Origin of the sequence: Myxococcus sp. SDU36 (genome assembly GCF_030168875.1) — a bacterium.
Classification (GTDB): domain Bacteria; phylum Myxococcota; class Myxococcia; order Myxococcales; family Myxococcaceae; genus Myxococcus; species Myxococcus vastator.
The window spans coordinates 8,578,534-8,605,157 of the sequence record NZ_CP077414.1 but is presented as its reverse complement, the minus strand read 5'-3'; the positions used below and the strand labels follow the sequence as shown (position 1 = coordinate 8,605,157).

Genomic DNA, 26,624 nt, shown 5'->3' with positions numbered 1-26,624 from the left:
ACCTCTGTCGCTGCGAGTCGAGGTGAAGGTGCTCTAGAGGGGCCGAGGCTGGTAGTAGCGTGCTCCGCACAGCGGATATACGTTCGGCGTATAACCCCGCACGAGGTCAGGTCGCATGCCGACTCGCTCCAAGCCGCCTCGGTCCCGGGCTCCCCGGAGGCGTGCACCCCACCCCACCGCGCCAGCCACCGCGGACCGGCTGGAGCTGATGCAGACGTTCATCCGCATCGTCGACGCTGGGAGTCTGTCCTCGGCCGCGGCGCAGCTGGGCACCACACAGCCGACGGTGAGCCGTCGGCTCCAGGCACTGGAGCGCTCCCTGGGGCTGCGGCTGCTTCAGCGCTCCACCCATGCGATGAAGCTCACCGAGGACGGCGCGCGCTGCTACGAACGCGCGAAGGAGCTGCTGGCCAGTTGGGAGCTGCTCGAAGCCGACCTCCGTGGCGCGAGCAACGAACCCGAGGGAACGCTGCGCGTCGTGGTGCCCCATGCATTCGGACAGCAGTTGCTGGTGGAGCCGCTGACGGCGTACCTGAATCGCCATTCGCGGGTGTCGGTTGAATGGCTGCTGCACGACCGGGCGGTGGACTTCATCACCGACGGCATCGACTGCGCGATTCACGTCGGAGAAGTGCAGGACCCTGGCGTGGTGGCCATCCGCGTGGCCGAGGTGCCGCGCATCGTCGTGGCCGCGCCTTCGGTCCTCGGAGACGCTGACGTCCCTTCCCATCCGGACGCGCTCGCCCGGTTGCCCTGGCTGTCACTGCGCACCTTCTATCGGAACGAGATTTCGCTGACCCATGTGGACACCGGCGAGGTCCAGCCCATCACCTTCGCCCCCCGCCTGAGCACGGACAGCCTCTACGCCATCCGGAGCGCGGCGCTGAAGGGCCTGGGCGTCTGCGTGGCCTCGGCCTGGCTCCTCCACGATGACCTCGCCCAGGGCCGCCTCCTGCACCTGGTGCCGCATTGGCGGGCCGCGCCCCTGCCCATGTACCTGCTCTACCCACATGCGCGGTTCCATCCCGCGCGGCTGCGCCGGTTCGTGGCGCTGATGAAGGAGACGATTCCATCAGCGCTGGCGGTGGCCATGCCCGAGCGGTGAGCCGCTACGACTCTGTCTCATCATCGAAGGACGGATACGCGGAGACGGCAATCCCAATCCCCTGCGCTGCGAACCACCGTAGGTCCTCGGGCGCGAATTCGATAGCGCCCGTGAACTGGCGCTCACCTCCGATGAACATGCCGAAGTCCGCGACGCAAGTGACGGACCGCCGCCGGGCCTCCGCGAGTTCGGCGGACAGCGACTCCAACCGCTGACGTGCCTTGACCAGAGCCAGGGCGCTCGTCTCCGCTTCAGCAAGGGTCAGATTGAAGCCCGAGTCCTTGTGCGTTCGCCGGAGCAGCGCCTTCTCACCCGCCGACCAGACCGTATCGGCATCCAGCCGGGGGAAGCGCTTCAGGAAGTCCTTCACGTCGAACGCCGGAGCAAAGGCCCGCAGCACGACTACGGTCATGGTTGTTGTCCCTCGATGTCACCAGCGTATCTCGCCCAGGAGGGACCTGCGAAGAGGGGCTGCTCGCGGCTTCCCACCTGGAATGAAGCGCGCGTGCGCCACCGGTCGATTGGCCCGCGCCACGGTCCGCTCAACTGAGGACGGTGCGCAGGTTCATCGGCCCCGCGGGGACGCCCACGTCGCGGCCCGCCGGGTCATCAGAGGGCGTCTGCCAGGCATTGGCCTGCGTCACCGTCTTGCCCGTGGCCTCGTTGGAGATGGACATGCTGCCATTGTGGCCCGCGGGGCTGATTTGGCTGGTGTTGTAGCCGCTCCACCCCGTGGCGGCGTTTCCGAACGTCGCCTCGCCCCACGTCTGCCCGGAGTTCGCGCCTGGCTTCGCCGAGCCGTCCTTCGACACGCACCACGCGACACTGCTGTTGTTGTCGAACGCCACAACCTGTGACTGCCCGGGCTGAAGCGTGAACGTCTTCGGCGTGCTCTTGTCGAAGTTCTGCCCGTCGTTCGGTCCGCCCTTCTCTCCCACCTTGTTCCAGAGGGTGATGGTTTGAGGCTGGCCCGTGGCGTTGGTGAACGTGTTCGTGAACTTGAACTGGCTCTTCTGCTCCGGGGAGATGAGCTGCATGTTGCTGTTGTAGGGCGCGCCCACGTTGTTGACGCTCAGCCAGGGCTGACTCGCGTTGTAGACAGCCCCGCTGGACGGAGCGCCAAAGCCGGGGCCCGCGTCACTCACCTGGGGCGTCGCGGCGGCCCGAGGCGCGGAAGTCGCGCCGCCCAGGTTCACGCCCTGCCCGCGCGCGGCGGGCTCGAAAGTGTCACGCATGAGCTTCTGCCAGGCGTCGCTCCGCGGCGGCGACACCTGCGAGGCCTTCACGCTCGGCGCCTGCGCGGAGACAGGCGGGGCGCAGGCGGTGCTCACCTGGGGAAGCGAGAGGCACGAACGGCTGGGGAGCGAGATGGCCATGGCGGACTCCTTGAGACCGGGGAGAGGACGGCATCCCCTGGAGGGGCAACCGTTCCGGCGGTGCGCGACGTGCCCCGCTGCAAAGCAGGACACATGCCACTGTCCAGAGCGCCGTGCGCAGGCGTGCTGGCGCTTCGGACTCAAGGAAATCAGTCCCTTGAAATACGCATGGGGCCACGCGCACGGATGACTGCGCGCACCACCTGGTGTCTCGGGTCACCAGGGATGCGCCGCCTCAATCACGCGCCGCCATCACGAACGCCGCGAGCGCGGCCTCGAACTCCGCCGTCGCGTCCAGGAACGGCAGGTGCCCCGCGCCGGGGAGCCACGTGCCCCGGCCCTCACGCGCGCATGCGAGCACCACCTCCGAGCTCATGGCCGGAAGGACCACCTGGTCGAGTTCGCCATGGAGCGTCGCCACCGGACGACGGCATCGCCCCAGCTCCACCGAGTAGTCCTCCGCCCGTGAGAGGAGCGCACGACGGACATTCGGCGGGACACGGAGCATCGCGCGAAGGGCCTCCTCGGCCACGGACGCGTCGAGTCGCCGCACCGAGCACGCCTCGATGAACGCCCGCGCCGTGGCTTCATAGGCCTCCGGGTCCTCCGAGAGGAGCCCGCGCGCGTTGGACATCATCCCTGGCCCGAACAAGGCCCGCGCGGGCTTCCCCGTCTTGAGCGCCGCGGCCACGAAGAAGAGGCCACCCAGCGCGCCATCACCGTGGTGCCGGAGATAGTCGCCGGCAACGACGCCGCCATACGACCAGGCCACCAACACGGGCTTCCGCAGGCCGAGCTGCCCGATGACCGCCGAGAGGTCTCCGGCGAAGTGAGCGCCATCCACGTATGGAGCGTCGCCCTCGGGCTTGTCCGAATCACCGTGCCCTCGAAGGTCGAGCGCGACCAGACGGTGGTCTTGCGCCAACCGCCCTTCGAGCACCCCGTGCCAGCTCTGGCGGCTCTGCGCAATGCCATGCAGAAAGAGCACGGCCGGAGCACCTGACGACGGGCCCGCCTCACTCACCGCGAGCCGAACGCCCCCAGAACCCTCGACGAAGCCCGTGCGTACCATGGTGCCCAAGCCAGTACGCGCCCACGGACGGAGCGTCAATCCTTCGCGCGAAGGCTCCGGCCTTTTGTCGGCAAAACATGTCCGGGCGCGGCACCCGCCGCGCGCAATCCCGGATGGCCCGCGAGGACAAGCTCGGTCGTCCGCGCGATGTGCTCCGTCAGCAGCGCGCAGGCCCGCTCCGCGTTCCGCTCCAACGTGGCCTTCACCAGGGCGGAGTGCTCATCCTCCACGCTCCGCCTCGCCTTGCCGTGCGCCTGCGCGAGCCGGCGGTAACGCTCCGTCTGGTCGAACAAGGTCGCATGGAACTTGAGAAGCCAGGGCGACCCACACGCACCGAGCAAGGTCGCGTGGAAGCGCGCATGCTCCAGTTCCCAGGTGTCATCGAGCGTTCCGCTCCCGGAAGCCGGGGCCCGCCGCTGGAGACGATGGAGGGCCGCGGTCACCTCGCCCTCCCAGGCGATGTCACCGTGAGCGATGGCGGCGCGAAGCGCGAGCGGCTCAATCTGCTGCCGCGTCCGCGTCAGGTCCAGCAAGTCAGCCCGGGAGATGGGCGCCACCCGGAAGCCGCGCTGGTCCACGATGGTGACGAGCCCCTCGGACGCCAGACGACAGCACGCCTCGCGAAGCGGCGTTCGCCCGACGCCGTAGCGCGGCGCCAGGTGTTCGAGCCGCAGCTTCTCCCCCGGTGGCAACACACCATCGAGGATGTCACCCCGCAGCCGGTCCACGACCGCCGAGGCGAGCGTGGGTTCGGACACCGGACCGCGAAGGCGGGATGGAGCAGCCATGGTTCTCCTCACAAACACGCACCTATACGACACCGCCCAGAATTGACACAAGGCGTCGCGCTGGATGCGATTTGCATTTTGTCGACATTTCGTTGAGGCCGAGCACCGCTCCCGCTAGCCTGCGGCGCGTAGCCGAGGGAGATGAGCCACCATGCGGATTGCTTCGATTCTGGTGAGGGATGTGCCTGCGCTGGGCGTGCGCACGGCCAAGGGGATGGTGAACGTGACGGCGCTCGACCCGTCCGTCGGGGCTTCACTGCGCGCGCTGCTGGAGCGAGGCCCGGACGTGCTCGCGGCCCTGGCGGAGCGCGTGTCGGAGGCGACGAATCTCCAGGTGCTGTCCGATTCGGAGTTCCGCTACCGGCCGCTCGTTCCAGAGCCGAGCAAGTTCCTCTGCCTTGGGCTGAATTATGTCGCGCATGCGGCGGAGGCCACCTACGAGACGCCTCGGCACCCGGTGGTCTTCACGCGCCTCCCGTCGAGCCTCCTGGCCCATGAGGAGCCCATGGTGGTGCCCACCTGCTCGAACCAGCTCGACTACGAAGCCGAGCTGGCAGTGGTGGTGGGACGCCCGGGGCGCAACATCCCTCGCGAGCGCGCGCTGGAGTGGGTGGCCGGGTACACACTCTTCAACGACGGCTCGATTCGCGACTACCAGAAGCGCACCCACCAGTGGACCGTTGGGAAGAACTTCGACGGGACGGGCCCCCTGGGCCCGGAGCTCGTCACGCCCGATGAGCTGCCCGAGGGCGCCCGCGGCCTCCGCATCCAGATGCGCGTGGGCGGAGAGGTCCTCCAGGACGCGACCACGTCGGACATGATTTTCGACGTCGCCACCGTCATCGCGGACCTCTCCGAGGCCATGACGCTCCAGCCGGGAGACGTCATCGCCATGGGCACGCCCAGCGGCGTGGGCGCCGCCCGCAAGCCACCGCGGTTCCTCCGTGCCGGTGAGGTGTGCGAGGTCTCCGTCGAGCGGATTGGCGTCTTGCGCAACCCCATCGCCGACGCAGCCCCCGTGCAGACTGGTACGCCGCCCGCACAGGCGGCGAAGTAATCCCTCGTCGTTGAGCACACCCCAGGGAGGACGAATGTCCACGCAAGCGAAACTGCCCCGCCGGCTTCACCACACGGCGTATGTGACTCGGGACTTGGAGGCAACGCGGAAGTTCTACGAGGAGCTGATTGGCCTGCCCCTCGTCGCGACATGGTGCGAATCGGACGAGCTGTTCGGCGCCGTCCGCACCTACTGTCACACCTTCTTCGAGCTCGCTGACGGCAGCGCGCTCGCGTTCTTCCAGTTCGAGAAGCAGGAGGACCAGGAGCTGTTCGGACCGAAGATGCCGGACTCGCCCTTCCACCACATCGCGCTGGACGTCACGCTCGAAGCCCAGCGAGGCATCGAGGAGCGCCTGCGGGCCGCGGGCTACACGGAGCCTGGCATGTACGTGCTCGAACACGGCTACTGCCGCTCGCTCTACGTGAAGGACCCCAACGGGATGATTGTCGAGTTCACCTACGACAGCCCGGACGCCGTGAAGCCCGAGCTCGTACAGGCCCGCCGCGCCAGGGCCCACCAGGAGCTGGCGCGCTGGCTCGCCGGGGACCGCACTTCAAACAACGTGTTCCGGTGAACCTCCTCACGCTCTCGTTCGACAACGGGCCCGACCCCGAGGTGACGCCTCGGGTGCTCGATGTCCTGGCGTCGCACGACATCACCGCGCAGTTCTTCGTGCTGGGAAAGCACCTCGTCACGGAGGAAGGGCGGCGCCTTGTCACGCGTGCTCGGGACGCGGGGCACCGCATTGGCAATCACTCCTTCACCCACGCCATCCCGCTGGGAGAGGACCCGCGCCCGGACGCAGTGGAGGCGGAAATCGCGGCCACCGACGTGTTGCTCGCCCCGCTCGCCCCCGCGCCCAAATGGTTCCGGCCCTTCGGGGGCGGCGGCAAGCTGGGCCCGCACCTCCTGAGCCAGCGCGCCGTCGACCATCTGGTCCGCCACCGTTACTCGTGTGTCCTCTGGAACAGCGTCCCCGGCGACTGGCTCGACCCCAGGGGTTGGCCGGAGAAGGCGCTGGCGGACTGCACGGCGCAGCCCCACACGCTGATGGTCCTGCATGACATCCCCAACGCGTCGCTCGAAGCGCTCGACGGCTTCATCCGCCGGGCGAAGGACCAGGGCCTGCGCTTCACGCCGGAGTGCCCGAGCGACTGCGTGCCCATCCTGGAGGGGCGAATCACGCGCGACCTCGCCGGACTGGTGGCCCCTGGCGCTTGAGGGCCGCCGCGCCCGCTAGCGAACTCCCTGGGAGGCCTCCAGCCCGCGCACGTGCTTGCGGACCATCAGGCTCAAGGGCACGGCCACCAGGTACACGTTGTTGATGCCCGTCACGAATGAGAGCAGCTCCATGTGACGACGCTCCGTCATCCCCTCCCGCGCGAGCACCTGCGCCTCCCGGACAGCGAAGGTGGAGAGGAGCGACGTGAAGATGGCAATTGAGAAGGCCCCAACACGTTTCGCAGCCAGTTGCTGATGGACGAGGCGTGGCCACTCAGCTCGCGGCCAGCGACTGCCGTTCACGCGGCAGCAACTGGTAGATGAGCGTCATCCATCGTCACCGGCATGATGGCGCCACAGAACGCGCCATGGACGAACCGGAAGGCCACCAGTGAGCGCGTGTCCCAGGCCACCCCACACAGCACGGAGGAGGCCACGAGGAAGCCCACCAGGCTGGCCACGTACACCCACTTGAAGCTGAAACATGAACGGCCAGAAGCAGGGAACTGTCGGCTCGTCGGCGGAGTGCATGGGCGGCGGCAGGCGCTGGAGCGCGAGACGGAGGCCACTCATGAATCACGACTGACACCGAGGGTCCAATTGGAAGGGACCCGCCGCAGCCGCCGGCCCTCGGCTGCGCGCTGCTCAGACCGCTACCTGGACCACCCAAGCCCCACCGACATCTCGTAGTTGAGGCGAACCACTTCATTGCTGCCAACCGAGAAGTCCGTGCAACGCCCGAACGTCGTGCAAATTCGATAGTCACCCAAGACCAGGGCGACTTCGTAGAAGCCATCCTCGTTCGACGTCACGGAAGCCACGTCCGTGTCCTGGGGCAGGGACTTGACCAGCAAGGTCATCGACCGCGGCTCGCGCTCACACCCAGAGGAACACACGTCATTGACATAGGAGGTCATCCCATAGACCCCCTGCGATATCGTCACGGCCTCTTCGGGGTCGACATCACCACATGCCAGGCTGCTCACGGACATGACTGCGAGCGATGCAAGGAATCCTCGGGAGTGCATTTTCATCGGGACAGCATATGCATCAGCCGTTTAAAAAACCAGACAAGCTATTGCGCAGGCACCCTCTCCGTGAATGGTCTGACGTCGCCCCGGCGAAGTGTCAGGACTGTACCCACCGCCAGCAAGGCAATGAAAGCAACGTCACGCAGGGAGTTCGGCTGGACGTCGATGAAGAGGCTGGCGGGCCGGAACATGACCGTCGCTGGCGCCGTGACGAGAAAGGCACACAGGTTCATGCCCGGGTGGAGTCCCATGGCCGCCTCCAGCCGTCCTGTCCGGAGCGTCACCCCGGCCAGGAGGATGCCCACCGTGCGATAGTAGGCCGCCGACCAGCCCGGCGTTCCCGAGTCCTCGGGGTTGGGCAGATGCACGGCCCAGAACAGCAGGCTGCTCACCGCCACGGCCACCCACGGCCGAGGCACGAGCCGGTAGACGCCCTGCATAAGCAATCCACGGTCGAGCAGTTCTTCCGCCGCGGCTTGGATGGGCGTGAGGACCAGCACGAGCGCCAGGGCCACGAAGAAACGCGACGCCTCGAAGTTCAGGGGGCACGTTGAAGGGCACGACGGCCAGCCCGCGCAGGACTGCGGTCAGCACATACCGCCATGGCTGATTCCGCCCGCGCGACGCTTGCTCCAGATAGACATTGGACCTGACCGTCTCCTTCCCGCGGTCATGAGACCGCGGGGTTGAAAGACAAGGTGGATGGAGTACCCCAGGCTACTTGGCGGTGGATTCGAGCGCCGCTGCCAGCCGCTTGTGCGCCAGGTGCAAGCGCGACCACGCGGTGCCCTCGGGAATCCCGAGGACGCTGGCAATCTGGGCGTGTGACAGGCCTTCCACGGCGAAGAGCGACAGCACGGTGCGGTGCTCCAGCGAGAGCGTCCTCATCGCCACTTCGAGTCCGCGCTTCCGCTCCCGCGTCTCGAAGGTCTCCTCGATTCTCGCCCGAGGGGCCGCCATCTCGATGTCGACCGCGTCCCCACGGTGACGCTCGCGCCGCGTCTTCGCGGCCACGGCGGCCCGCACCGCGATGCGATACGCCCACGTCGACAACTGCGCATCCCCCCGGAACTGCGGCAGGGCCCGTTGAATCGAGAGGAACGTCTCCTGAACGGCGTCCTGGGCATCACTCGGGTCCCGGGTGATTCCATGGCAGACCACGTACAGCTTCCCGCTGAGCGCCTCGTACAGGTGGCGCATGACATTCTCTCACGCGGCGGCGTCGCCCGACACCACGGCGGCCCGCAGGGCCTCCTCATCGAAAGGAACGCGCGGCGTCACGGCGCGACCTCAAGTTCGGCGCGCTCGCGCAGCAGCCTCGGTCTGCGCGTCCGAGCGATGTAGGCCGTCAGGCCCAGGTTCACTCCCGCGGCAAACAGCAAGGTGACGACTCCCGGGAGCCCCTTGGCGCGCATCAGGAACGCTGTCCCCGCCATCGCGACCGACATCGCCGGGAAGAGCCACAGAAGGGTGGCCAGGTCCTTGAGCTCCGTGTCAATGCGTGCCCGCCGCTGGGCCATCCACGCGTCCACGCCGACACTGGCCGCTTCGACGGCACGCCGTTGAAGGCCGCGCAGAGTCAAGGCGAGCCCGCCCGCGAAGAGCACTCCGACCGCCGAGACAATGGCCCACAGCCGCAGGGGCGCTTCCGGTGCGAACAGAGGGCCCAGGAACACGCCCTGCCCCACGAAGGACCCGAGCGCGACCCACGGGCCGTACTTCAGCCAGAAGCGGTCCTTGGCGAGCGCCCGCGAGACTTCCGCGTGGCGCAGCGCCGGAATGCTCACGCCGCCAAGCGCCTGGTCCAGTTCCGCCGAAAGCGCCAAGGCCCGCTGGCACTCCGCACACGTCGCGGCATGCTGCTCCGCTTCCTCTTTCTCCCGCACGTCGAGAGCACCGTGGCGGCTCATCTCGAGCGCGAGCTGATACGTATCGCAACTCTTCAAGGTCATCCCTCCTCCTTCCGCCAGCTCAGAGGCGCGAGGAAGAGATCCCTTCACGGCAGGCGCTTCTTTTCTGAAGAACGGAGGAACCCCCTCGAAATCACGAGGGGTTTCCAGGCCCTCTCACCGGGCCTTCACGGCCCCCATGATGAACTGGGGCAACAGCTCCTCGCGGAGCGCGTGGCGCCACCACGCGTAGCCATGGGTCCGTCCGTCGCGCATGGTCGCGTGTTTCGCAGTGGAGTGCTCGACCCAAGGCTTGCTCACCACGCGCCGGCCATTCCACGTTCCACCCGCGCTGCAGGGGCGCGGCGACGTTCTCCTCGAAGAACGTTGGAATCCACAGGCGCGGCGCGTTGCGCAGCACGCCCCCCCAGCAGGTTGATGTTCGCCGAGCAGTACACTCCCTTCTCGCCGGGCGTCCCCACCAGGGGCAGGTCCAGCGTGTCCTTGTACCAGTCCGGGACCGTGTCCTCGAGGCGGTCCTCGTTCCCCGGCGAATCCGGGCCGTCGTCGTCGCAGGCCAGCCCCGTCGACATGGCCATCTCATGTGCACCCGGAGCTGAATCCAATGGCCGGTAATCTGTCTGCCGTCCTTCGACAGCGCCCCCCTGAACGCCCCCTGCCCTCATGAGAGAACGAGGGAGACGTCCTTGCCGTCCAGCCAAATGCCAGCCCTCTTCTCACGACCTCCTGAAGAACGACACCTGCTGGAAGCGCAGGCCGGCAAGAATCTGTTCCACCCGCGCGTCCGACAGTGCCCCAATTCGCTCTCCCAGACGCGCCTTGTCGACCGAGGACACCTGCGACACGACGACGACGCTCTGCTTGGGAAGGTTCCCCTCTCCCACTTCGAGCAGCACATTCCCCGGCTCGCTGGCCCGGTGCAGGTTCGACGTCAGCGCACACACGACCACCGTCGTGATGCGTGAGTGATTGAAGACGTCATCCTGGACCACCACGTGGGGGTGCGAATAGCTGGGGACCGGACCTCGTGAGTCGTCGGGCTCCACCCAGAACACGTCACCGCGGTTGATTCGCTCGGGGGGCATTCCCTCGAAGTCTCCTGTGCCCGCCTCTCTCCTGTGGCGGTCCGGCCGCCTTCATAGCGACCGCGGAGGCTTCCTCCAAGGCACCCTCCGTCAGGAAGAGACCCGCTTCCTTGACGCTCACGCCCGGATTCTACAACTGTGGAGGGTCGTCCCAAACGATCCGAGCCGCGAATGCCCCCCAGCTCCTCATCCCTCGAATCGCTGACCGATCTCTCCACCCTCGAGAGGCTCCTGGCGGAACGTGGCCTGGACGCGCTCCTGGCAACCTTCGACGAGGTGCTCGCCAGGACGCCGCCGGACGCCCGTATCCACAAGAGCGAAAGCCTGTCGGTTGGCGCCAGGACCTTCCAGGTACTCCGACGCGCGCTCACGCTCGACGCGGCGTTTCTCCGGGCGCACCCCGAGACGCTCTTCCAGTGCCTCTACAACCGCCTGCGCTGGTTCGACGCCCCCGACACCGCTCCGCACTTCGCGCCCACGGACGCGGGGCCCTGGAGCCACGCGGAAGCGCACCTGTGGAAGCTGGCGGAGCACTGGCGGGGGCAGTGGGCCGCGCGGGAGGGCGCGTCCTGGGTCGAATCCCTGCGGCCCCTGCCCGGGGCGTTGGAAGGCAATGACCAGGTCCTGCGGCACGACGCCCAGGTGCTGTGCGCGGCCTTCAGTCCCTCGGGTGCCTGGCTCGCCACGGGCTCCTGGGAGGACGGGCGGAACATTCGCATCTGGGACGTGGCCACCGGGACGCTCATCCACCAACTCGCGGGGCACGAGGGCGAGGTGCGCAGTGTCGCGTGGAGCCCGGACGGGACGCGGCTGGCGTCTGGCTCGCGCGACCACGACGCGCGCATCTGGGACGTCGAGACGGGCGCCCTGCTCCACGCCATGACGGGCCAGGAGGGCCAGGTGACGTCGGTGGCCATCAGCCCGGACGGCCGCTGGCTCGCCGCGGCGAACCTCGGGTGGCGGGTGCGGCTGTTCGACGTGGCCTCGGGCCGGGAGGTGCGCACGCTCGAAGGGCACGAGCAGTCCGTGTTGACGGTCGCCTTCCATCCCTCCGGCCGGTGGCTGGCATCAGGCGCGTCGGACGACACGGTGCGCATCTGGGACCTGGAGACGGGCACGCAGCCCGCTCGCATCCGCGGCACCACCTCCGTCTCGTCCGTGGCCTTCAGCCCGGATGGCGACTGGCTCGTGCTGACCTCCATGGACGGCCTCATCCGGGTGGAGACGGCGGGCTGGACGCGCGTGCCCGGAGCGCTGGGCCAGGGCCCCTATTCCCAGGTCGCCTGGCTCGACGGCGCACGGTTGGGCGCCCTCGCCTTCAACCGGGTGGAGCTGCTCGACGCGCGGAGCGGAGACGTGCTCCGGGCGCATCCCTACCCTTCCGACGGCCATGGGCGCGGCGCCGCCTTCCTTCCGTCCGGCAAGCGTTTCGCGCTGACCGCGGCGAATGGGCGCACGCATGTCAGCGACCTGGATGCGGACCCCAGCCCTACCCTGCTGGCCGAACAGGACCGCGTCATGAACCTGTGGGGACATTCCGAAGGGGCCTGGGGCGTTGCGCGCCTGCACTCGGAGACGCGCGTCATTGATTCGCGGGGGCAGGCCACCGCGCTGCCTCCCGGCGCTCCGGCCGCCTACGCACAGACCTGGAAGGTCAGTCCCGACGGCGCATGGCTGGCCCAACCCGAGCTGTCCTCACACGAGCGGCGCTACCGGCTGGGCATCCTGCTGCTCGACGCGCGGAGCCTCGCCCCCGTGCGCACCCTGCTGGCGCCGCCTGGCGAGCAGGCCGCGAAGGCCCAGACGCGCCTCGTCGACAAACTCCCGATTGCCTTCTCTCCCGACGGGACGCTGCTGGCGGCCGCCATCGAAGAGGGCGCGGTCCACCTCTGGCGCGTGGCGGACGGCGTCTTGCTGCACAGGCTGAGCGGCCCAGGAGGTCCCATCACCTGGGTGGACATCACGCCGGATGGCAGCTGTGTGGTGTCAGGCCATGTGGCCAGCGAACGCGTGTACGTCCACCAGGTCCGGAGCGGCAAGGTCGTCGTCACCACCGAAGCGGTGGTCGAGCCCTCCCCGGTCTATGCGGCGGCGGCCAGCGCTCCCTGCATCGCCGTGGGCCGAGCGTCGGGAGAACTCGCGCTCATCACGCTGCCCACCGGCGCCCAGCAGGTCCTGGCGGTGAGTCCGGAGCCCGTCGTCGGCCTGGGACTCTCCGCGGACGGCACGCGCGTGGCGGCCTGTAGCCTGGATGAGTGCGTGCGGGTCTTCGACGTGCGGACAGGCGCACGCATGCATGAGCTTCCCCACCCATCCCTGCCCTTCTCCGTCGCGATGAGCGGCGATGTGCTCGTCACGCTGGCCAATGACACGCACACGCGCGTCTTCGACCTCGTCACGGGCGAACTGCGCACGGAGCTCGCTGGAAGCGTCCCCACGGACGACGTCGTGTCCCGGCGCTACTGGGAAACGCTGGGCGAAGGCCCCGTCACGTTCCACCTGCAACGGGACACCACGCCCCGGGCCCGCTTCCAGGATGCAATGGAAGAGGTTCTCATCCTGAAGGATGGGCTTGTCCTGGGACGAGGCCGCACCGAGCGGGACTTCTTGTACGTCCTGAAGCTCCACATGCCCTGAGCATGAGGGACCCGCGGAAGCCTCTCTCCCCTCGCTGCTGGATGGGAGAGAAGTGTGCCTACCCAAAATTCGGTCGCTGCGTCATGAGCGATGCGCATGACGAGCCGCTAGGTCCTCTCTTCCGTTTGATAGAGGTCGGAATTACGCCCGGCGCAGACGCCTCAACACCTCTCTGCTTGCATGTGGACATTCCCCTCCCGTCCTGCGAACGCAGGTAGGCTGGTGCAGCACCCGCGGGTCTACGAGGGTGTTGTTGGAAGGACCGAGACTCTGCGCAGCGCGGCGCTCGTACCGGTGGCGGAGTCCGAAGACTTCCCGTAGCTCTATCACCTTGGCGCCGTGCTCCGGGCCCTGCACCTCACGCGTTTCGGGCGCATCTTTCCCGCGCGACAGGTGTGTCCGGCTCGCGTTGTAGTAGCGCTGGTACTCGCGCAGCAGGTGCCGAGCGTGGGCTTCGTTCAGGACGACGACATGGTCCAGTAGCGCCCTACGTATCGAGCCGATGACTCTCTCCGCGTAGGGATTCTGCCACGGACACTGTGCTGCACTCGGCACCTCGCGAATCCCCAAATGGGTGAGCGTGGCGCGAACGCCCTGGGAGTAGAGCTTGTCCCTATCTCGGTGCAAGTATCGCGGAGCGCTGGCCCGAGGGAAGGCCTCTCGCAACTGTTGCTTCGTCCATTCCTCCGTCGGGTGCGCTGTCACATTGAGGTGGAGGATTCGCCTGTCCCGATGACTCACAACCACAAATCCCAACAGCACTCCAAACGTCGCCGTCGGAATGACAAAGAAGTCCATCCCTGCGGACTCCGCCAGATGTAAGCGCAAGAAGCTCTGCCATGAGGGCGATGGTTTCGGCGCGCCCCTTCCCGGTCTGGGCATGTACCGAGCGACCGTTGTCTGGCCTACCTCCATCTCCAGCTTCAGCGACTCCCCATGAATGCGTGGGGTACCCCATGTCGGGTTGGCTTCGGCCATGCGCCGAATCAACGCGCGCAGTTTCGGAGTTACCCGAGGCCGCCCCGCCCGACTCCGGGACTTCCAGCGCCAGAAGAGCCGAAAGCCCATCCGATGCCACTTCACCACTGTCGCTGGCTGCACCAGGCACAGTGGCCTCCGCCACTCTTGCCAGAGGCGTCGGAGAACGACCCAGAAGAGGCGGTCGCCCCGGGCAAGCCTCGGGGACGAGCGCGGCGCACAGAAGACTGCGCGTTGCTGGCGAAGAGCCAGGTTCTCCAGCGCCAGCTCCGAACGGCTCCGCAGGGCCGAGAGCATCGTCTCGACCAGCGCCTTCACGAAGACCCGCATCTTGCCATTCTTGCCGACCGTAGATGGTAGGCCAGAGTTCGCCCCGCTCTGTCACGAGCCGCCTGTCGCTCCAGAGACAGTCGCGCACACTTACCCACCTCCGCCTCTTCTGGCCCCAGCCAGCATTGGAGCCCTGTGCTTTTCGCGGCCCCATTCGCAGTACCGTGCATGCATTGACGCGCTCGCTGACGCACGCGTGGCACTGGCCCCGAATTTCCGGCAGGCACAGCCCCCCTCGGCCTCGCGGTCGGTGGCGCCAACACGAACGATTTCAAGCTGGCGCGCACCACGCTCGAATCCATTCAAGTCGCCAGGCCCACGCCCACTGAATCCGCACGCCAGCACCGCTGGGTGGACAGAGGCTATGACTACTCGGCATCATCACTTGGTTCCACGCGCTCCTACCGAAATAGGCTCTTATGCCGTTCGGGCGCTCAGCCCAGGCCCATCCGGTCCACGAACCGCACCAGCTCCGCGACCGAATCCACGTCCAGCTTTTGGATGACGCGGGCGCGGTGCACCTTGATGGTCTTCTCGGTGGTGCCCAGCCACTGGGCGACTTCCTTGTTGGTCAGCCCCTGGGCCACCAGCGCGCAGACCTCTCGCTCGCGGGAAGTGAGGGCGGCATGACGGGCACGCAGCGCGGCTGTCTCGGCGCGGCCGGCGCGGGCCGCCGCGTCCTTGAGCAAGGCCTGGGAGATGGCTCCCAGCAGGTGTTGCTCGTCAAAGGGCTTGAGGAGGAAGTCCACGGCGCCGGCCTTCATGGCCCTGACGCTTGCGGGCACATCCCCGTGGCCGGAGATGAAGATGACAGGAAGGTGGCAGCCCTTGGACTCCATGGCCTGCTGCAGCTCCAGCCCGTTCAGCCCCGGCATCCGCAGGTCCAGGATGGCGCAGCCCGGCGTGTCCCCGGACAGCTGTGCGAGGAACTCGGAGGGCGAGGCGAAGGGCCTCGTCGCATGGCCGGCGGCCCGCAGCAGCCGCCCCACCCCGCGCAGCACGGACGCATCGTCGTCCACGAGGAAGATGGTGGCGGGGGCTTGATTCATGACGAGGACTCCGTGTGAGCCGCAGGAAGCACGCACCGTAACAGAGCGCCCTGCCCGGGAGGGCTCTCGGCTTGCAAGCGTCCGCCGTGCGCCTCGACGATGGAGCGGCTGATGGACAGCCCCATGCCCAGCCCTTGGTCCTTGGTGGAGTAGAAGGGTTCGAAGATGAGGGCCAGCCGCGACGGCTCGATTCCTCCTCCCGAGTCCTGCACGCTCAGCTCCACCTGCCCCGGGGCTGGCGAGGCGGTGCGGACCCGCACCTGGCGCCGGCCCGCGGGGACATCTGCCATGGCATCCATGGCGTTGATGAGCAGGTTGAGCACCACCTGTTGGAGCTGGATTCCGTCCCCCTGAACGGCGGGCAGCGACGGGTCTAACGCCAGGTGCAGGTCCGCGCCGCGCAGGTGCATGTCGTTGACCAGCAGGCGCCCCACCTCGCACACCAGGTCATTGAGTGAGTGGAGCTCCTGCCTTGGCTCCCCCCGCTTGAGCAGCACGCGCATGCGGTGGATGACTTCGCCCGCGCGCTTGCCGTCGGAGATGATGTCCCCGAGGGCCTCGCGCATCTCATCCACCTCCGCGGGGGTGGCGTTCAGCAGGCGGCGTGCGGCCTGGGCGTTGCTGAGAATCGCGGTCAGGGGCTGGTTGAGCTCATGAGCCAGTGAGGCGGCCAGCTCGCCCAGGGCGGCCACCCGGCTCACGTGGGCCAGCTGATCCAAGGTTCGACGTGCCTCCATCTCCGCGAGCTTCTCCAGGCGTTGGCGCTCGAGGAGTTCGGCCTGGGCACGCATGCGGCGGCGGCGCTCCGCCACGAGCCCTCCGGCCACCAGCGCCTGCAGGCCGCTGAGCGTCAGTGCCCCCAGGACCCACCAGCGGGAGCGCTCCCAGAGCGTGGGCTCGTCGAAGGCGAGCCGCACCCCGGCAGGCACCCGTTCACGGGGGATGTCCCAGCGTCGCAGCGCGCGCGCATCGACCGTCAGCGTGTCCACGGCCGCCGGCTTCAGGGGCGCGAGGAATTCCTCCTGCGCTCCGCGCAACACGCGGGAGGTGAGCATGCCCAGCTGTTGGCCCACGGCCGCGTAGCTGACGAACGCTCCGCCGACGAACCCCAGCCCGAGGACGGTCTCATGGAGGGCGAAGGAGGGCCGGTTGCTGGCGGCGAGAAACATGCGGGCGATCTCGCGCCCCACGAAGGGTCTCCCGCTGGTATCGGTCATGAAGCTGAAGGTGAGGACCGTGGTGTCGTCCGGCAGGGTCCTCGCGCGCTCGAGCAACTCGGACAGCGGCAGGTTGCTCAAGTCGATGAACTCCAGCCCCCGCTGCGCCAGCAACGGTTGCAGCGCTCGCACCATCTGCTCCTGCTGCGCGCGCTCCCAGGAACTGGAGCCGTTGACGAGCGCCAGCCTCCGTGTGCTGGGCAGCAGCTGCAGGGCCAGCTCCGCGGTGGCCCGCATGTCATAACGCAGCCACAGGCCCGCCACCCGCTCCAGACGCGGCTGCTGCTCCCAGAGCCGCTCGTCCTCGGAGAGGACAATCATCGGGATATCCGGCCACAGGTCCTGGCGCAGCTGCAGGGCCAACTGGATGGCGTCGGAGCGGAAGGCAATGAGGGCATCCGGCCGACGCTCCCGGTATTTGGCCAGATACCAGGTGTGCAGGGCGAGTGTGTAGGCAGACCCGCGAGCCCAACCCAGATCCAGACTCTCGACATCCAGAGTGATGGGGCCGCCCTGCGCTTCCCACAAGGAGGAGCGGAGACTGGCGACGAGCGTCGCCATGGCGGGCAGCGCCGTATCCTCGGGAATGAGCAGGAGCACGGACTTTCCAGCCGGACGCGCCTCCTGGGGCACCGCCTGGGGGGGCAGCAGCAATAGGATGCAGAAGGCAAAGACGATGCGCCAGGACATGGTGGACTCTTTGAACGGAAGAATTCGCCGTGCCCCCTTCCAGCGCGCAGTTGACGGGGGTCTACCCTAAATCCAGTCATTGCGTCATGGGTGCGTCGACGTCACATCGGACAGCGCATCGAGGCGAGTGAGCGAGGCGCGCATGGACGACTCGATTGGCCGCAGGGCCTCCGGTGGGGTCCGCGGCGCCGAGCAGGTCGATCATCAGAATCTGGGGCAGCGGGAGCTCCCCCTCGGGAGGAGCCACGCCGTGCACCCGACACGGCACGCCGAGCTCCTCGAGCGCCCAGGGGACACGCGGATCTCGCGTGCCCCCACCACCTTCGAGTTGACGCGGCCGAAGCCGTGGAGAGTGAGCATCACAGCAGGCTTGGCGCCCACCCACCGGCCGTCGAGGGCAGCGCGGCATTCCCCCCGACCGAGCCCCGGCGGCAGCCTGCTTCGCGAACGAGCCCCCTCAGCGAGGCCTCGTGCCTCTTGAAGCTTCGCTCACTGTGTCAACGCGAGCACGCGTCAGTCGGACCGCCCCCAGGTACCGGCCGTGCCCCACACGTCGTACCCGGGCATCGCGAAGAACGCGGCCGTGCCATTGAGCGTGTAACTGCCCTTGGAGGCCGCAACCGACTTGACCTTGTCGATGAGGTTGTTCACGCGTGACTTCATCTGGTCCGTCACTTTCGCGACCTTGGGGATGTTCACGATCTCACTCCAGGCGCCGCTGGCCGAGCCAGAGGAAGTGCCAGAGGCGAAGCCGTTGACCGTGCTCTTGGCAAGCCCCTGGTACCAGGGCTCGTGCTGCTGGACGTTGGTGAGGATGGTCGCCAAGTCGTTCGACACTGCGCTCCCCGCGGCGCCCACGACGGCCTTGGCGCCGAGGCGCGCGGCGATGCCGGTGCGCCCCGTCTTGTTGGCGAGTTTGCCCGTCGCGAGCGTTCCGAAGCCGCTCACGACTCCTTTCGTAAAGCCCGCGGCGGCGCCAATCCCCATGGCCTCGAAGCAGCCCTTGGCCGAGAAGTCGCGTCCGTGCTTCACATCGTAGTTCAGTCCGGCTCTCCCGGCGCTCGAGAGCGTGTTGCTCGCGACCGTGCGACCGAACTGGGTGATTTTCTTCGAGACGGAGGTGGTCGAGCTCGCCGCGCCCTCGACCACCGAGGCACCCGCGGCCACTGCCTCCGAGCCCGCCGCCGCGGCCCCCTCCGCCGCGCCGGCCGCTGCTCCCTCCGCCGCGCCAGTCGCTCCCTCCGCCGCACCCGTCGCGCCCTTCGCCGCGCCTTTCGCGCCCTTCGCCGTGCCCTTCGCCACGCGCTTCGCCGCTCCCACCGCCGCGCTCGAGGAGCCGCCGGTGAAGAGCGAGAGCCCGAAGCCAATGAGGGTGATGGCCACCATGGCCACTGCGACGCCGATCTGCTCCCCGAGCGAGAACTCACCGGTGGGGTCGGTGATGCCGAGCGGATTGTTCGCGGCGAAGATGTAGGGGCTCGCGAACTGCCGCTGCGGGTCCGGCGTCACGAAGCGGCGCAGGACCGGGTCGTACATGCGGGCGCGGAAGTTGTAGAGCCCGACCTCGGAGTCCCACTCCTGCCCCTGGAAGAGGTAGGGAGTGACCGCCGTGTCTCCCTCGGTGAGCGTGAGGCCGCCGAAGGGGGCGTACGCGTAGCGGGCCACGAGCGTGGCGTCTTCCACGACCGCCCACACGGACTGGTCCGGGTCCGTGAGCACGAAGCGCGTGGCCTCGCCCACCAGCGCGAGGAGCCCCGATGCGCCTTGGAGGAGCACCGTCCAGGACTCACCATCCCGCCGTGCCACGGGGACCAGACCCGCGCCGAAGAAGTAGACGCTGTCGGCGCCATCGCGGCGGCGCTTGAGCACGCGTTGCTGACTGCCGCCGTAGGCGAGCCGGAGCGCGCCACCGGAGGCCTCGATGCGCGTCGTCATGCTGGTGGCACGGTCGTACCCGAACGTGCGGCCGGCGCCCGCCAGGAGCTGGCCGCGCGCGCTCCAGGTGAGCGGCTGGGCCGGCTCCGACCCGACGGTGAGCGACGCGACCCGGTCCGAGCCGTCGACGCACGGGGTGGCCACCCTGGTGCCGCTCTCCTCGGCCTCCCAGATGTTGCCGCTGGGGTCGTAGGCGCGGATGGTCGTCGGCGTGGCGCCGGCCGCGGTGAGGAGGCGCCGCTGACCATCGTAGCCGAAGACCTCCTCCTGGCTGAGGTCCTTGCCGGCGAAGCGCCACCGCACGCGGCGGGTGTGCACGACGCCATCCGCGTCATAGGCATAGGCGAGCGCGAAGGCCTGGTCGCCGGCCGCCGAGGTGGTCGTCATCGCGGCCACCTGACCGCGCGAGGTGGAGTCGACGAGCCGGGTCCACGCGCCCTGCCCGAGCACCTCCCGCTGCACCGTGCCGTCCGCGCTCCAGCCATAGGTCGCGAGGTCGCCGAGGCCAGCGGCGGTGCCAACGGACACAAGGTGCCCGAGTTCGTCATAGGCGTAGTGGACTGCCGCGAGCGGGGCTCCCTCGGGGAAGTCGACGCGGACCACCTGCGAGAGGTTGTCGTATGTGTAGGCGATCGTCCCGTCCGCGGCCGTGGGCCCGTCGAGTTTCATGCGCACCGAGGAGAGGTGCCCGTCCTCGTCGTAGCCGAACACCTCGGTGACCGTGACGTCCGCGTCGTCCCCGGGATTGTTCGCCACCGAGCTCCATTTCATGCCGATGAGGGTGGGCTCGTGCCCGTCGCCGTCGTAGCGCATCGTGACCGCGACCGTGGTTGCCTCGGTCGGCCAGTCGGGCTGGTTCGCGAGCAGGCGGAGCGCTGTTGCGTCCCACGCCGCCCAGAGGGTGCCTTCCTCCACCATGCGCCCGAGCGCGTCGTACTTGTAATAGACAAACCACTGCTCGCCCGCATCCATCGCGGGCTGCACGAAGCGCAGCCGCCCGGCCACGTCCGACACGAACTGTGTCTGCCCGGCGTCGGGGTCGGCAAGGGACTCGGTGCGCTGGAGGGCGTCCGTCGTCGTCCGCTGTGCGTAGGCGCTCGGGAGCTGCTGGGGGCCGCTCACCAGCGCGTTGGGGAGCGCGGTCTGGAGCGTGGCCACGGGCCCGGACGCGCCCGCCGAGTAGGTCCGGTTGCCCGAGGTGCGTGAGACCTCCTCCCCCGTGCTCGACACGTAGGTGCTCCTCACGGTCTGCGAGAGGTGGTCGGTCAAGCGCACGGACCGGGTCTGGACCGGGCTCGTGAGCGTGTCCTGGAAGTACTGGCCCGCGGGGAGACTCTCCGCCGCGTTCGCGCCGAAACGCAGCCGCGTGGTCTGGCGCTGCTCCTCGGGCACCGAGAGGTCGATTGCATAGGGCTTGCCTGGGCTGCCCTGCTCGAGCGCCTGCTGCCGCGGCGAGGCCTCGTAGCGCATGCCTTGGTAGGGGTATCCCTTGTCGTCCGAGCGCATGATGCCGTCCTCGGTCTGTCCTCGGTAGTAGTCGGCGACGTCGCCCTTCAGCTCCCAGGTGGTGGAGAGATTCGCGAGGAAGTCGTCCACGTCCACGAAGCCTGGCCGGTATTGGAGGACGGGCTGGTTCTGGCCGGAGCCGAACGAGCCGGGGGCACCCTTCGTCGTCACGAGCTGGCGGTCGAGCGCGTCGTGGACGAGGCAGGCCACGATGCTGTCAGCCCCCTGGAGCTGCTGCACCTGACGCTGCCGGCCAGCGGCGTCGTTGTAGCAAACGCCGACGCGGACGTCCTCGGCGACGGAGAGGTTGCGGATGGCGCCCTCCCCGGCGAGCGTGATGGACACTGTGTCCCCGGCGGGGCGGACCGACTGGCTGTAGAGGAGCTGGCCTCCCGCGAAGAAGAGCACGACGCCATCGCCGACGACGAGGAGCCAGTGTTGCTCGAGGGGAGGCGTGGCCAACGCCGTCCAGGCCCCTCCCCCCTGGGACGCGCTCCATTCGCCATCCCAGCGAATCGTCACGTCGCCCACGGACACGGATGCGACCACGTCGCGCGCCTGGAGCTCGAAGTAGACCGCGCGGGTCCCCTTCGCGGTGCCGCGCCAGGTGACCGCCCCCGCGGTGGCGCCCGTATGCACGAGGGCGCCGTTCGCGGCCGCCCACCCGGCGGATGCGTCCCAGCGCTCGCGCCAGCAGTCGCCGTCACGGAAGGTCTCGAGCACGCCACCGGTGGCGGGGTGGAGGGTGACTTCAGCGTTGGGACTCGTGGGCGAGAAGACGCCGTCGTTGCCCCGGCGCGAGAGGAAGCTCTGGGTGAGCTCCTTGACCTCTCCGGAGGCACCCACCGAGACGGTCGGCTGGAAGGCGCGGTCATAGTAGGTGCGCGTGGTGCGGCCGCTCGCGTCCTGGGTCGAGGTGATTTGCTGGCTCGGCTCGTCGAAGGTGCGGCTCACGAGGCTGTTGGCCAGGGGGCCCACCAGCACGCTGTCGATGGTCACCGGGCTGGCGGTGGTGTTCGTGAGCGACACGGCGAGCACCACCGATGCCTCCGTAACGGCGGAGCGGGGCGCGAGTGGGGCACTGCCAGTCGCGAGGGTCCTCGTCCGGCGAGGACGGGCGGCGAGGCGGGCGCGGCGGGCCGCGGAGCGGCGATCCGGCGCGGGAACGGCGCCACCGAGCACTTGAGGACCGCCGAGCGGGACAGGCACGGTGACGTAGCGCCATGCGCCGTCCGTGGCGGGCAGCGGCACGAAGAGCGGCGTGGCGGCCACGCCGTCGACGGTGACGGTCGCGCAGATGCCCGTGGTGCCGTTGGCGGCGAAGCCGGCCGGTGTCCGCACCCACGCCCCGACGAGGTATGTGCCCTCGGGGGCCTCGGGCGTCACCGTCACGGCGAGGGCGGCGTTGGCGCCTCCGGGCAGCCGGGCCGCGCGGATGCCCGTGCGCACCTCGTCCGCGTCGTACTCCACGCCGGAGAGCGTCCAGCGGGCAGTGTCCTCGTAGGGCTGGAAGCCGAGGAAGGCGAGCCCACCGAAGGGCGCGTTGGACGAGCGCGCGACGGCGAACTCGCAGTTGGCGCTGTAGAGGGTGGCGGTCGGCACGCCGATGCCGTCCACGCTCTCCTGCTCCTGGCCATAGGGCGTGTGCTCCGTGGTTCGCGCCGCGAGGGCCCAGCCGGCCGGGTTGTCTCCCGGTGTGTAGGAGGCGAACGGGAACGCTGCGTCCGCCGCGTCGAGGAGGCCGAAGGTCGCCTCGGCCACCGCGACGATGACACCCTCGGCGTTCGGCCAGCCGGCGTAGGTCGTCGCCATGACCTGCAGGGGGACCGTGCCCGTGTCGGTCGTGACCGTGTTGGTCACCTGCGCGGGGTCGGTGAGCGCGTGGATGGCGGCCAGTCCGGCATCGACCGCGACCCCCTGGAGCGTGGTTTGTACGAACGTCTGCGCCTGGCCCTCGCCCCCGCACTGCTGGAGCGAGAGGGTCACCGGCTGGCCCGTCGCGGAGCCGGGGGCGCCGTTCGGTACGTACATGGTGGTCTTCGTGGTGCTGACGCCGTTGATGACCTGCGTGTCCACCGTCTGCGCCACCCAGCCGCCGCGGAGCACGAGGGTCTCGGGCTCGAGGACGTCGGAGGCGACCTGTTGGTAGACGACCCAGGTGGCCTCGGTGCTCTCGAGCAGCACGCCGCCGCAGTCGCGCGTCTGCGTGCGCAGCAGGAGGCCGTCGAGCATGTCGTAGTGGTTCTTGCCGGTCTCATCCGCCATGCCGTTGAGGTAGGTGCTGTCCACCCACCCGTTCACGGGGTTCGCCGCATCCGAGGTTCCCGGGCAGGTGCGGGCGGAGAAGTACTTCACGATGTTGCCCAAGGGGTCGCAGCCCGCGGTGGCCGTGTCGAAGACATAGCGCGTCGGAATCTCATCCTGATAGCCATCGGTCACGTCGAGACCGGTGACCGCGTAGTGCTCGATGGGACCGGCGAAGGCGTCCCCGGCGTACTGGTGGAGGTACACCGTCGTCGCCGCGTCGAAGCTGACGGCGTTCTGGGGGTAGGTGGCGAAAAGCTGCGGCCCCTTGGGCGAGGTGCCCGGGCCAGTCCCGCTGGCCATCTTCTCCTCGAGGAACGGCACCGGCTTGCCCACCTGCCCGTTTCGCAGGACGACTGCCTCGACCCGCTGCGACGAGCTCCCCTTCCCGGTGGTGAACGACAGGAAGGTCGGCCCCTGGTCCACGAGCGACTCGGAGTCGAAGTGGTAGCCCTCCGCGCTCACGAGGGACTCCAGGTTGGCTGACGCCGGCGCGGTCGCGATGGCCCCCCAGTCCGACGCGGTGCCACGGAAGTACACGTACGGGCCGACGACCGCCCAGTCGGCGCCGCCGCTCGTGGGCCAGTTGGCCCTCTGGGTATCCTGGGGCGGCAGCGATTGGCCCAACCTGGCCGGGGCCGGCCTCCAACCCGCCGTCGGGTCATAGGCCATCACCTGTCCGACGGCCGCGCCGGCGCCCGTGGAGGGAACGATGACCTGGATGGCGTAGTCGGGCCCGAACGCGTAGCGCTGGTCGTGACTCGCGTCGGGCATGCCCGGGTTGAGCTTCGTGCTCACCGCCCACGCCGTGCCATCGAAGCGCGCGAGGTTGCCGTTGGTGGCGACGAGCGTGTCGTCAATCACCTGCGGAATCCATGGGGTGGGCGGGTTGTCCCGCCCGAAGGTGTCGCTGAACTCGCCGAGCGCGTGGACCTCGAGCGCGTAGTCCGCAGTCCACTGTGCCACCCAGACGCGGTAGACGTTCTGCTGCGAGTTGCCAGCGATCAGGTTGGACACCGCCACGAGCGAGGCGCCCGGCACGAGGGCGACACTGTCCAGGTCCACCGTCGAGAGTTTGGGGAACGTGGTCGGGGGTCCCGACCGCCACACGAGCAGGCTGTCCAACCAGCGCAGCGCCAGCTTGCCGTCGAAATCCAACGTGGCGAGGTACTCCCCCGCTCCCGCGATCCACGTGTAGCGGGGGGACACGATGGTCTCGCGCGTCCAGGCCCGTGTGGTCCATCGCCAGGTGAGCACCTCGTAGCTGCCGGACAGGGTCCTGCTGCTCATCTGCGCCACGGCGAGCCACGTGGTGCCACCCACGAAGGTCGTGGTGGCGCCGCTCGTCGGCAACGTGAGGGTGGGGGCGTTCTTCGCGGTGGTGACCCCGTTGATGGTGGCGCTGCGCCACTGGCCGGGCCGAGCCACGTCACGGTCGAAGACGTAGACGGCGCGCTCCGACGGGGTGATGCGCGTGAAGGTGAGCGCGAAGAAGTCCTGGTTGGCGACGACCTGGAGGCTGTCGAGGTCGAGGCCGAGCGTGTCGAGGAGGGCGTCGTCCGGGTCGAGCTGCCATGTGAGCCACGCCCCTCCCCAGGTCCAGACCTGGAGCGAGAGCCGGCCCTTCGACTGGTTGTAGTACGTGACGACGGTGTAATCCGGGCCGTAGTAGACGCGTGGAGAACCGCCGCCGACGGCGTCCGGCCGCTTCACCTCCGCGCGCCGTTCGCAGAGCGAGAGATTCTGGCGGGTATAGGTATAGGTGGCGGTGCCGCCCTCCGGAGAGGTGAGGGACGCGAGGGCCCCGGGCTGGCCACCCTCCGTCGCGGCATCGAGATGGTAGTCGAACACGAGGCCGGGGCTCGCCACGCCGTCCTGGTCGAGCTGGGTGATACGGGTGAGGAAGCGCTTGAACGTGTCTCCTCGGAGGGAGGCCGTGGAAGCGGTGACGTTGGCCACCTCGCGCTCCCGGCCGTCCGCGTCCGGCCGCGGGTCGTAGCTGAAGCCGAAGGTGAAGAGGGGGGAGCCGTCGGTCGCCTGGACGCAGATGGTGTCGAGGAAGCGCGTCTCGTAGCGATCCTGCCAGGCACCGGGGGCGTCGCTGGGGACGGCGCGGTGCGGGTCCGCGTACTCGCGCGGGGCCGTCTCCTCGGCGCTCCACAGCTTGTCGCCGTAGCCGAGCGTGACGGTGCGGCCGAACACGTCGGTGATGCGGGTCAGATACACGGCCTTGGTGTACGGCAGCCCGCCGGTGCCCACACGCTGCTCGCAGCCTGGCCGCAAACCGTCGTCGGTCCGCTCGAAGCCGTTGTAGGCATAGGTGACGGTGCTCCCGAATCGGTCCGTGACACGGCCGAGGTACCAGGCTTGTGCCACCTGGACCTGCCCCTCGGTCCGCATCGAGGCGCCGCTCCAGCGCGGCTCACCGTTGCTTCCCTTCCACCACACCGACCACGCCACCGTGTCATTCACGCTGCGCGCGCCGGCCGAGCCCCGCGTGACGCCGCCGCCGAATGAGCGCCGCACCGCCGAATCGCTGGTAACCACCCAGCGCTCGTAGCGGGGGTAGTACTGAATCTTCCAGAACTGGTAGTTCTGGAGCTGGTACGCCTCGCCGCCGTCCTTCGCCTGCAGCCGCTCTCCCACCTCGAGCGCGTAGAGCAGCTCGTGGGTGTCGTCGACGAGCTCCCAGGTGCCATGGCCGCCCCGCGCGATGGCGTCCGCCGACAGGAGGAGCCCGTGCGCGTGGAACTCCTCGATGAGCGCAGCGGGGACGGGCTTCCCGTCGGCCAGACCGCCAGCGAGGGCCGCGTCGGCGGAGAAGAGGCGGGGGGCCCACGGCTGGCGAATCAGCGTGTTGGGCACTCCGTTCTCGAAGAGCGCGTACTGCCGCGTGTCCGGCACTGGCGAGCCCGAGGACATCGCCTCGATCCACGTGAGGGGAAGGCTCCAGCCTAGGCCGACCACCCCCGTCGGCGCCTCGCGGTTCCACGTCGTCGCCTCGCGGAACACGTTGGATTGGTACTGGAGTGACAATGACACATCGAGGCCGTTGCCCTCGGAGCGCCCCGGGAGGGTGAACAGGCTCTGGGTGAGGTTGACGTCCCCGCGGAACAGGTTGACGGAGCTCGACAGATTTCCGACGGAGCGGTCGTCCATCTGGAACGTGCGGATGGCGGGGGGCTGACTTTGCGACGCGGGGTTGGACGACGACATGGGAGACCTCGAGCGGGCGCGAAGGGGGTGGGGCCCGCGCGGATGGCACGGGACGGGAAGCGGGTGCCCCGCGGCGTCGTGGGGCACAGGCCGGGTCCAGCCAGCAGGAACCTG

20 protein-coding genes are annotated in these 26,624 nt (G+C 68.7%); 5 read left to right on the top strand and 15 right to left on the bottom strand.

All coding sequences use genetic code 11. The features are described 5' to 3' along the window. Positions 1–115 precede the first annotated feature (115 nt). A complete protein-coding gene (locus KGD87_RS35140) occupies positions 116–1,105 on the top strand; it encodes a LysR family transcriptional regulator (protein WP_284665279.1) in 990 nt (329 codons plus the stop codon). 4 nt (positions 1,106–1,109) lie between these two features. Here KGD87_RS35140 and KGD87_RS35135 read toward each other — a convergent pair whose 3' ends face one another. The 4 genes from KGD87_RS35135 to KGD87_RS35120 form a co-directional block, all read right to left on the bottom strand. After that, the gene (locus KGD87_RS35135; RefSeq protein WP_284665278.1) at positions 1,110–1,517 is read right to left on the bottom strand and encodes a hypothetical protein; all 408 of its coding nucleotides are present in this window, start codon (positions 1,515–1,517) and stop codon (positions 1,110–1,112) included. Positions 1,518–1,647: 130 nt separating this feature from the next. Continuing rightward, positions 1,648–2,481 (bottom strand): hypothetical protein, encoded by an 834-nt coding sequence (locus KGD87_RS35130; protein WP_284665277.1) that lies wholly within the window; start codon positions 2,479–2,481, stop codon positions 1,648–1,650. A 235-nt stretch (positions 2,482–2,716) separates the two neighbouring features. Further along, positions 2,717–3,469, bottom strand: coding sequence for an alpha/beta fold hydrolase (locus tag KGD87_RS35125; protein WP_284665276.1), 753 nt, complete (start codon positions 3,467–3,469; stop codon positions 2,717–2,719). Positions 3,470–3,588: 119 nt separating this feature from the next. After that, complete coding sequence (locus KGD87_RS35120; protein WP_284665275.1) at positions 3,589–4,341, bottom strand: GntR family transcriptional regulator; 753 nt, start codon at positions 4,339–4,341, stop codon at positions 3,589–3,591. Between the two features lie 151 nt (positions 4,342–4,492). Here KGD87_RS35120 and KGD87_RS35115 point away from each other — a divergent pair, with 151 nt between their 5' ends. Genes KGD87_RS35115 through KGD87_RS35105 form a run of 3 tightly spaced genes read left to right on the top strand, consistent with a single transcriptional unit; the run spans position 4,493 to position 6,622 of the window. Then, the gene (locus KGD87_RS35115) at positions 4,493–5,398 is read left to right on the top strand and encodes a fumarylacetoacetate hydrolase family protein (RefSeq protein ID WP_284665274.1); all 906 of its coding nucleotides are present in this window, start codon (positions 4,493–4,495) and stop codon (positions 5,396–5,398) included. 34 nt (positions 5,399–5,432) lie between these two features. Continuing rightward, positions 5,433–5,975 carry a VOC family protein gene (locus KGD87_RS35110; protein ID WP_284665273.1) on the top strand — a complete coding sequence of 181 codons (543 nt, stop codon included), beginning with the start codon at positions 5,433–5,435 and terminating at the stop codon, positions 5,973–5,975. Further along, the gene (locus tag KGD87_RS35105) at positions 5,972–6,622 is read left to right on the top strand and encodes a polysaccharide deacetylase family protein (protein ID WP_284665272.1); all 651 of its coding nucleotides are present in this window, start codon (positions 5,972–5,974) and stop codon (positions 6,620–6,622) included. The genes KGD87_RS35110 and KGD87_RS35105 overlap by 4 nt, the downstream gene beginning before the upstream one ends. A gap of 299 nt (positions 6,623–6,921) precedes the next feature. On the opposite strand, the gene KGD87_RS35100 is transcribed toward KGD87_RS35105, so the two are convergent. The 7 genes from KGD87_RS35100 to KGD87_RS35070 form a co-directional block, all read right to left on the bottom strand. Next, entirely contained in the window at positions 6,922–7,083 is a 162-nt protein-coding gene (locus KGD87_RS35100; protein ID WP_284665271.1) for a hypothetical protein, read from the bottom strand. 192 nt (positions 7,084–7,275) lie between these two features. Further along, positions 7,276–7,614: a hypothetical protein gene (locus KGD87_RS35095; protein WP_284665270.1), complete on the bottom strand. Its 339-nt coding sequence runs from the start codon at positions 7,612–7,614 to the stop codon at positions 7,276–7,278. Between the two features lie 83 nt (positions 7,615–7,697). Beyond that, on the bottom strand, positions 7,698–8,168 hold the full coding sequence (locus tag KGD87_RS35090; protein ID WP_284665269.1) for a CPBP family intramembrane glutamic endopeptidase: 471 nt from the start codon (positions 8,166–8,168) through the stop codon (positions 7,698–7,700). 202 nt (positions 8,169–8,370) lie between these two features. Beyond that, positions 8,371–8,853, bottom strand: a complete 483-nt coding sequence (locus KGD87_RS35085; protein ID WP_284665268.1) for an RNA polymerase sigma factor — start codon at positions 8,851–8,853, stop codon at positions 8,371–8,373. Between the two features lie 77 nt (positions 8,854–8,930). Beyond that, complete coding sequence (locus KGD87_RS35080) at positions 8,931–9,605, bottom strand: hypothetical protein (protein ID WP_284665267.1); 675 nt, start codon at positions 9,603–9,605, stop codon at positions 8,931–8,933. 254 nt (positions 9,606–9,859) lie between these two features. Further along, positions 9,860–10,135, bottom strand: a complete 276-nt coding sequence (locus KGD87_RS35075; RefSeq protein ID WP_284665266.1) for a hypothetical protein — start codon at positions 10,133–10,135, stop codon at positions 9,860–9,862. Positions 10,136–10,279: 144 nt separating this feature from the next. After that, complete coding sequence (locus KGD87_RS35070) at positions 10,280–10,648, bottom strand: type II toxin-antitoxin system PemK/MazF family toxin (protein WP_284665265.1); 369 nt, start codon at positions 10,646–10,648, stop codon at positions 10,280–10,282. Between the two features lie 171 nt (positions 10,649–10,819). On the opposite strand from KGD87_RS35070, the gene KGD87_RS35065 reads away from it, so the two are divergent. Continuing rightward, on the top strand, positions 10,820–13,285 hold the full coding sequence (locus KGD87_RS35065; protein WP_284665264.1) for a WD40 repeat domain-containing protein: 2,466 nt from the start codon (positions 10,820–10,822) through the stop codon (positions 13,283–13,285). A gap of 141 nt (positions 13,286–13,426) precedes the next feature. Here KGD87_RS35065 and KGD87_RS35060 read toward each other — a convergent pair whose 3' ends face one another. The 4 genes from KGD87_RS35060 to KGD87_RS35040 all read right to left on the bottom strand — a co-directional run bounded on the left by KGD87_RS35060 (position 13,427) and on the right by KGD87_RS35040 (position 26,510). Further along, positions 13,427–14,083 carry an integrase core domain-containing protein gene (locus KGD87_RS35060; RefSeq protein ID WP_284665263.1) on the bottom strand — a complete coding sequence of 219 codons (657 nt, stop codon included), beginning with the start codon at positions 14,081–14,083 and terminating at the stop codon, positions 13,427–13,429. 944 nt (positions 14,084–15,027) lie between these two features. Beyond that, positions 15,028–15,642: a response regulator transcription factor gene (locus KGD87_RS35050; protein ID WP_284665262.1), complete on the bottom strand. Its 615-nt coding sequence runs from the start codon at positions 15,640–15,642 to the stop codon at positions 15,028–15,030. Further along, positions 15,639–17,549 carry a sensor histidine kinase gene (locus tag KGD87_RS35045; protein WP_284665261.1) on the bottom strand — a complete coding sequence of 637 codons (1,911 nt, stop codon included), beginning with the start codon at positions 17,547–17,549 and terminating at the stop codon, positions 15,639–15,641. The genes KGD87_RS35050 and KGD87_RS35045 overlap by 4 nt, the downstream gene beginning before the upstream one ends. A gap of 513 nt (positions 17,550–18,062) precedes the next feature. Further along, positions 18,063–26,510: an RHS repeat-associated core domain-containing protein gene (locus KGD87_RS35040; RefSeq protein WP_284665260.1), complete on the bottom strand. Its 8,448-nt coding sequence runs from the start codon at positions 26,508–26,510 to the stop codon at positions 18,063–18,065. Positions 26,511–26,624 lie beyond the last annotated feature (114 nt).

Bases quoted from the DNA above. Each gene is read 5' to 3' on its own strand.
- KGD87_RS35140 (WP_284665279.1), top strand. From the start codon at position 116: ATGCCGACTCGCTCCAAGCCGCCTCGGTCCCGGGCTCCCCGGAGGCGT.
- KGD87_RS35135 (WP_284665278.1), bottom strand. From the start codon at position 1,517: ATGACCGTAGTCGTGCTGCGGGCCTTTGCTCCGGCGTTCGACGTGAAG.
- KGD87_RS35130 (WP_284665277.1), bottom strand. From the start codon at position 2,481: ATGGCCATCTCGCTCCCCAGCCGTTCGTGCCTCTCGCTTCCCCAGGTG.
- KGD87_RS35120 (WP_284665275.1), bottom strand. From the start codon at position 4,341: ATGGCTGCTCCATCCCGCCTTCGCGGTCCGGTGTCCGAACCCACGCTC.
- KGD87_RS35115 (WP_284665274.1), top strand. From the start codon at position 4,493: ATGCGGATTGCTTCGATTCTGGTGAGGGATGTGCCTGCGCTGGGCGTG.
- KGD87_RS35110 (WP_284665273.1), top strand. From the start codon at position 5,433: ATGTCCACGCAAGCGAAACTGCCCCGCCGGCTTCACCACACGGCGTAT.
- KGD87_RS35095 (WP_284665270.1), bottom strand. From the start codon at position 7,614: ATGTCCGTGAGCAGCCTGGCATGTGGTGATGTCGACCCCGAAGAGGCC.
- KGD87_RS35085 (WP_284665268.1), bottom strand. From the start codon at position 8,853: ATGCGCCACCTGTACGAGGCGCTCAGCGGGAAGCTGTACGTGGTCTGC.
- KGD87_RS35080 (WP_284665267.1), bottom strand. From the start codon at position 9,605: ATGACCTTGAAGAGTTGCGATACGTATCAGCTCGCGCTCGAGATGAGC.
- KGD87_RS35075 (WP_284665266.1), bottom strand. From the start codon at position 10,135: ATGTCGACGGGGCTGGCCTGCGACGACGACGGCCCGGATTCGCCGGGG.
- KGD87_RS35070 (WP_284665265.1), bottom strand. From the start codon at position 10,648: ATGCCCCCCGAGCGAATCAACCGCGGTGACGTGTTCTGGGTGGAGCCC.
- KGD87_RS35065 (WP_284665264.1), top strand. From the start codon at position 10,820: ATGCCCCCCAGCTCCTCATCCCTCGAATCGCTGACCGATCTCTCCACC.
- KGD87_RS35060 (WP_284665263.1), bottom strand. From the start codon at position 14,083: ATGGACTTCTTTGTCATTCCGACGGCGACGTTTGGAGTGCTGTTGGGA.
- KGD87_RS35050 (WP_284665262.1), bottom strand. From the start codon at position 15,642: ATGAATCAAGCCCCCGCCACCATCTTCCTCGTGGACGACGATGCGTCC.
- KGD87_RS35045 (WP_284665261.1), bottom strand. From the start codon at position 17,549: ATGTCCTGGCGCATCGTCTTTGCCTTCTGCATCCTATTGCTGCTGCCC.
- KGD87_RS35040 (WP_284665260.1), bottom strand. From the start codon at position 26,510: ATGTCGTCGTCCAACCCCGCGTCGCAAAGTCAGCCCCCCGCCATCCGC.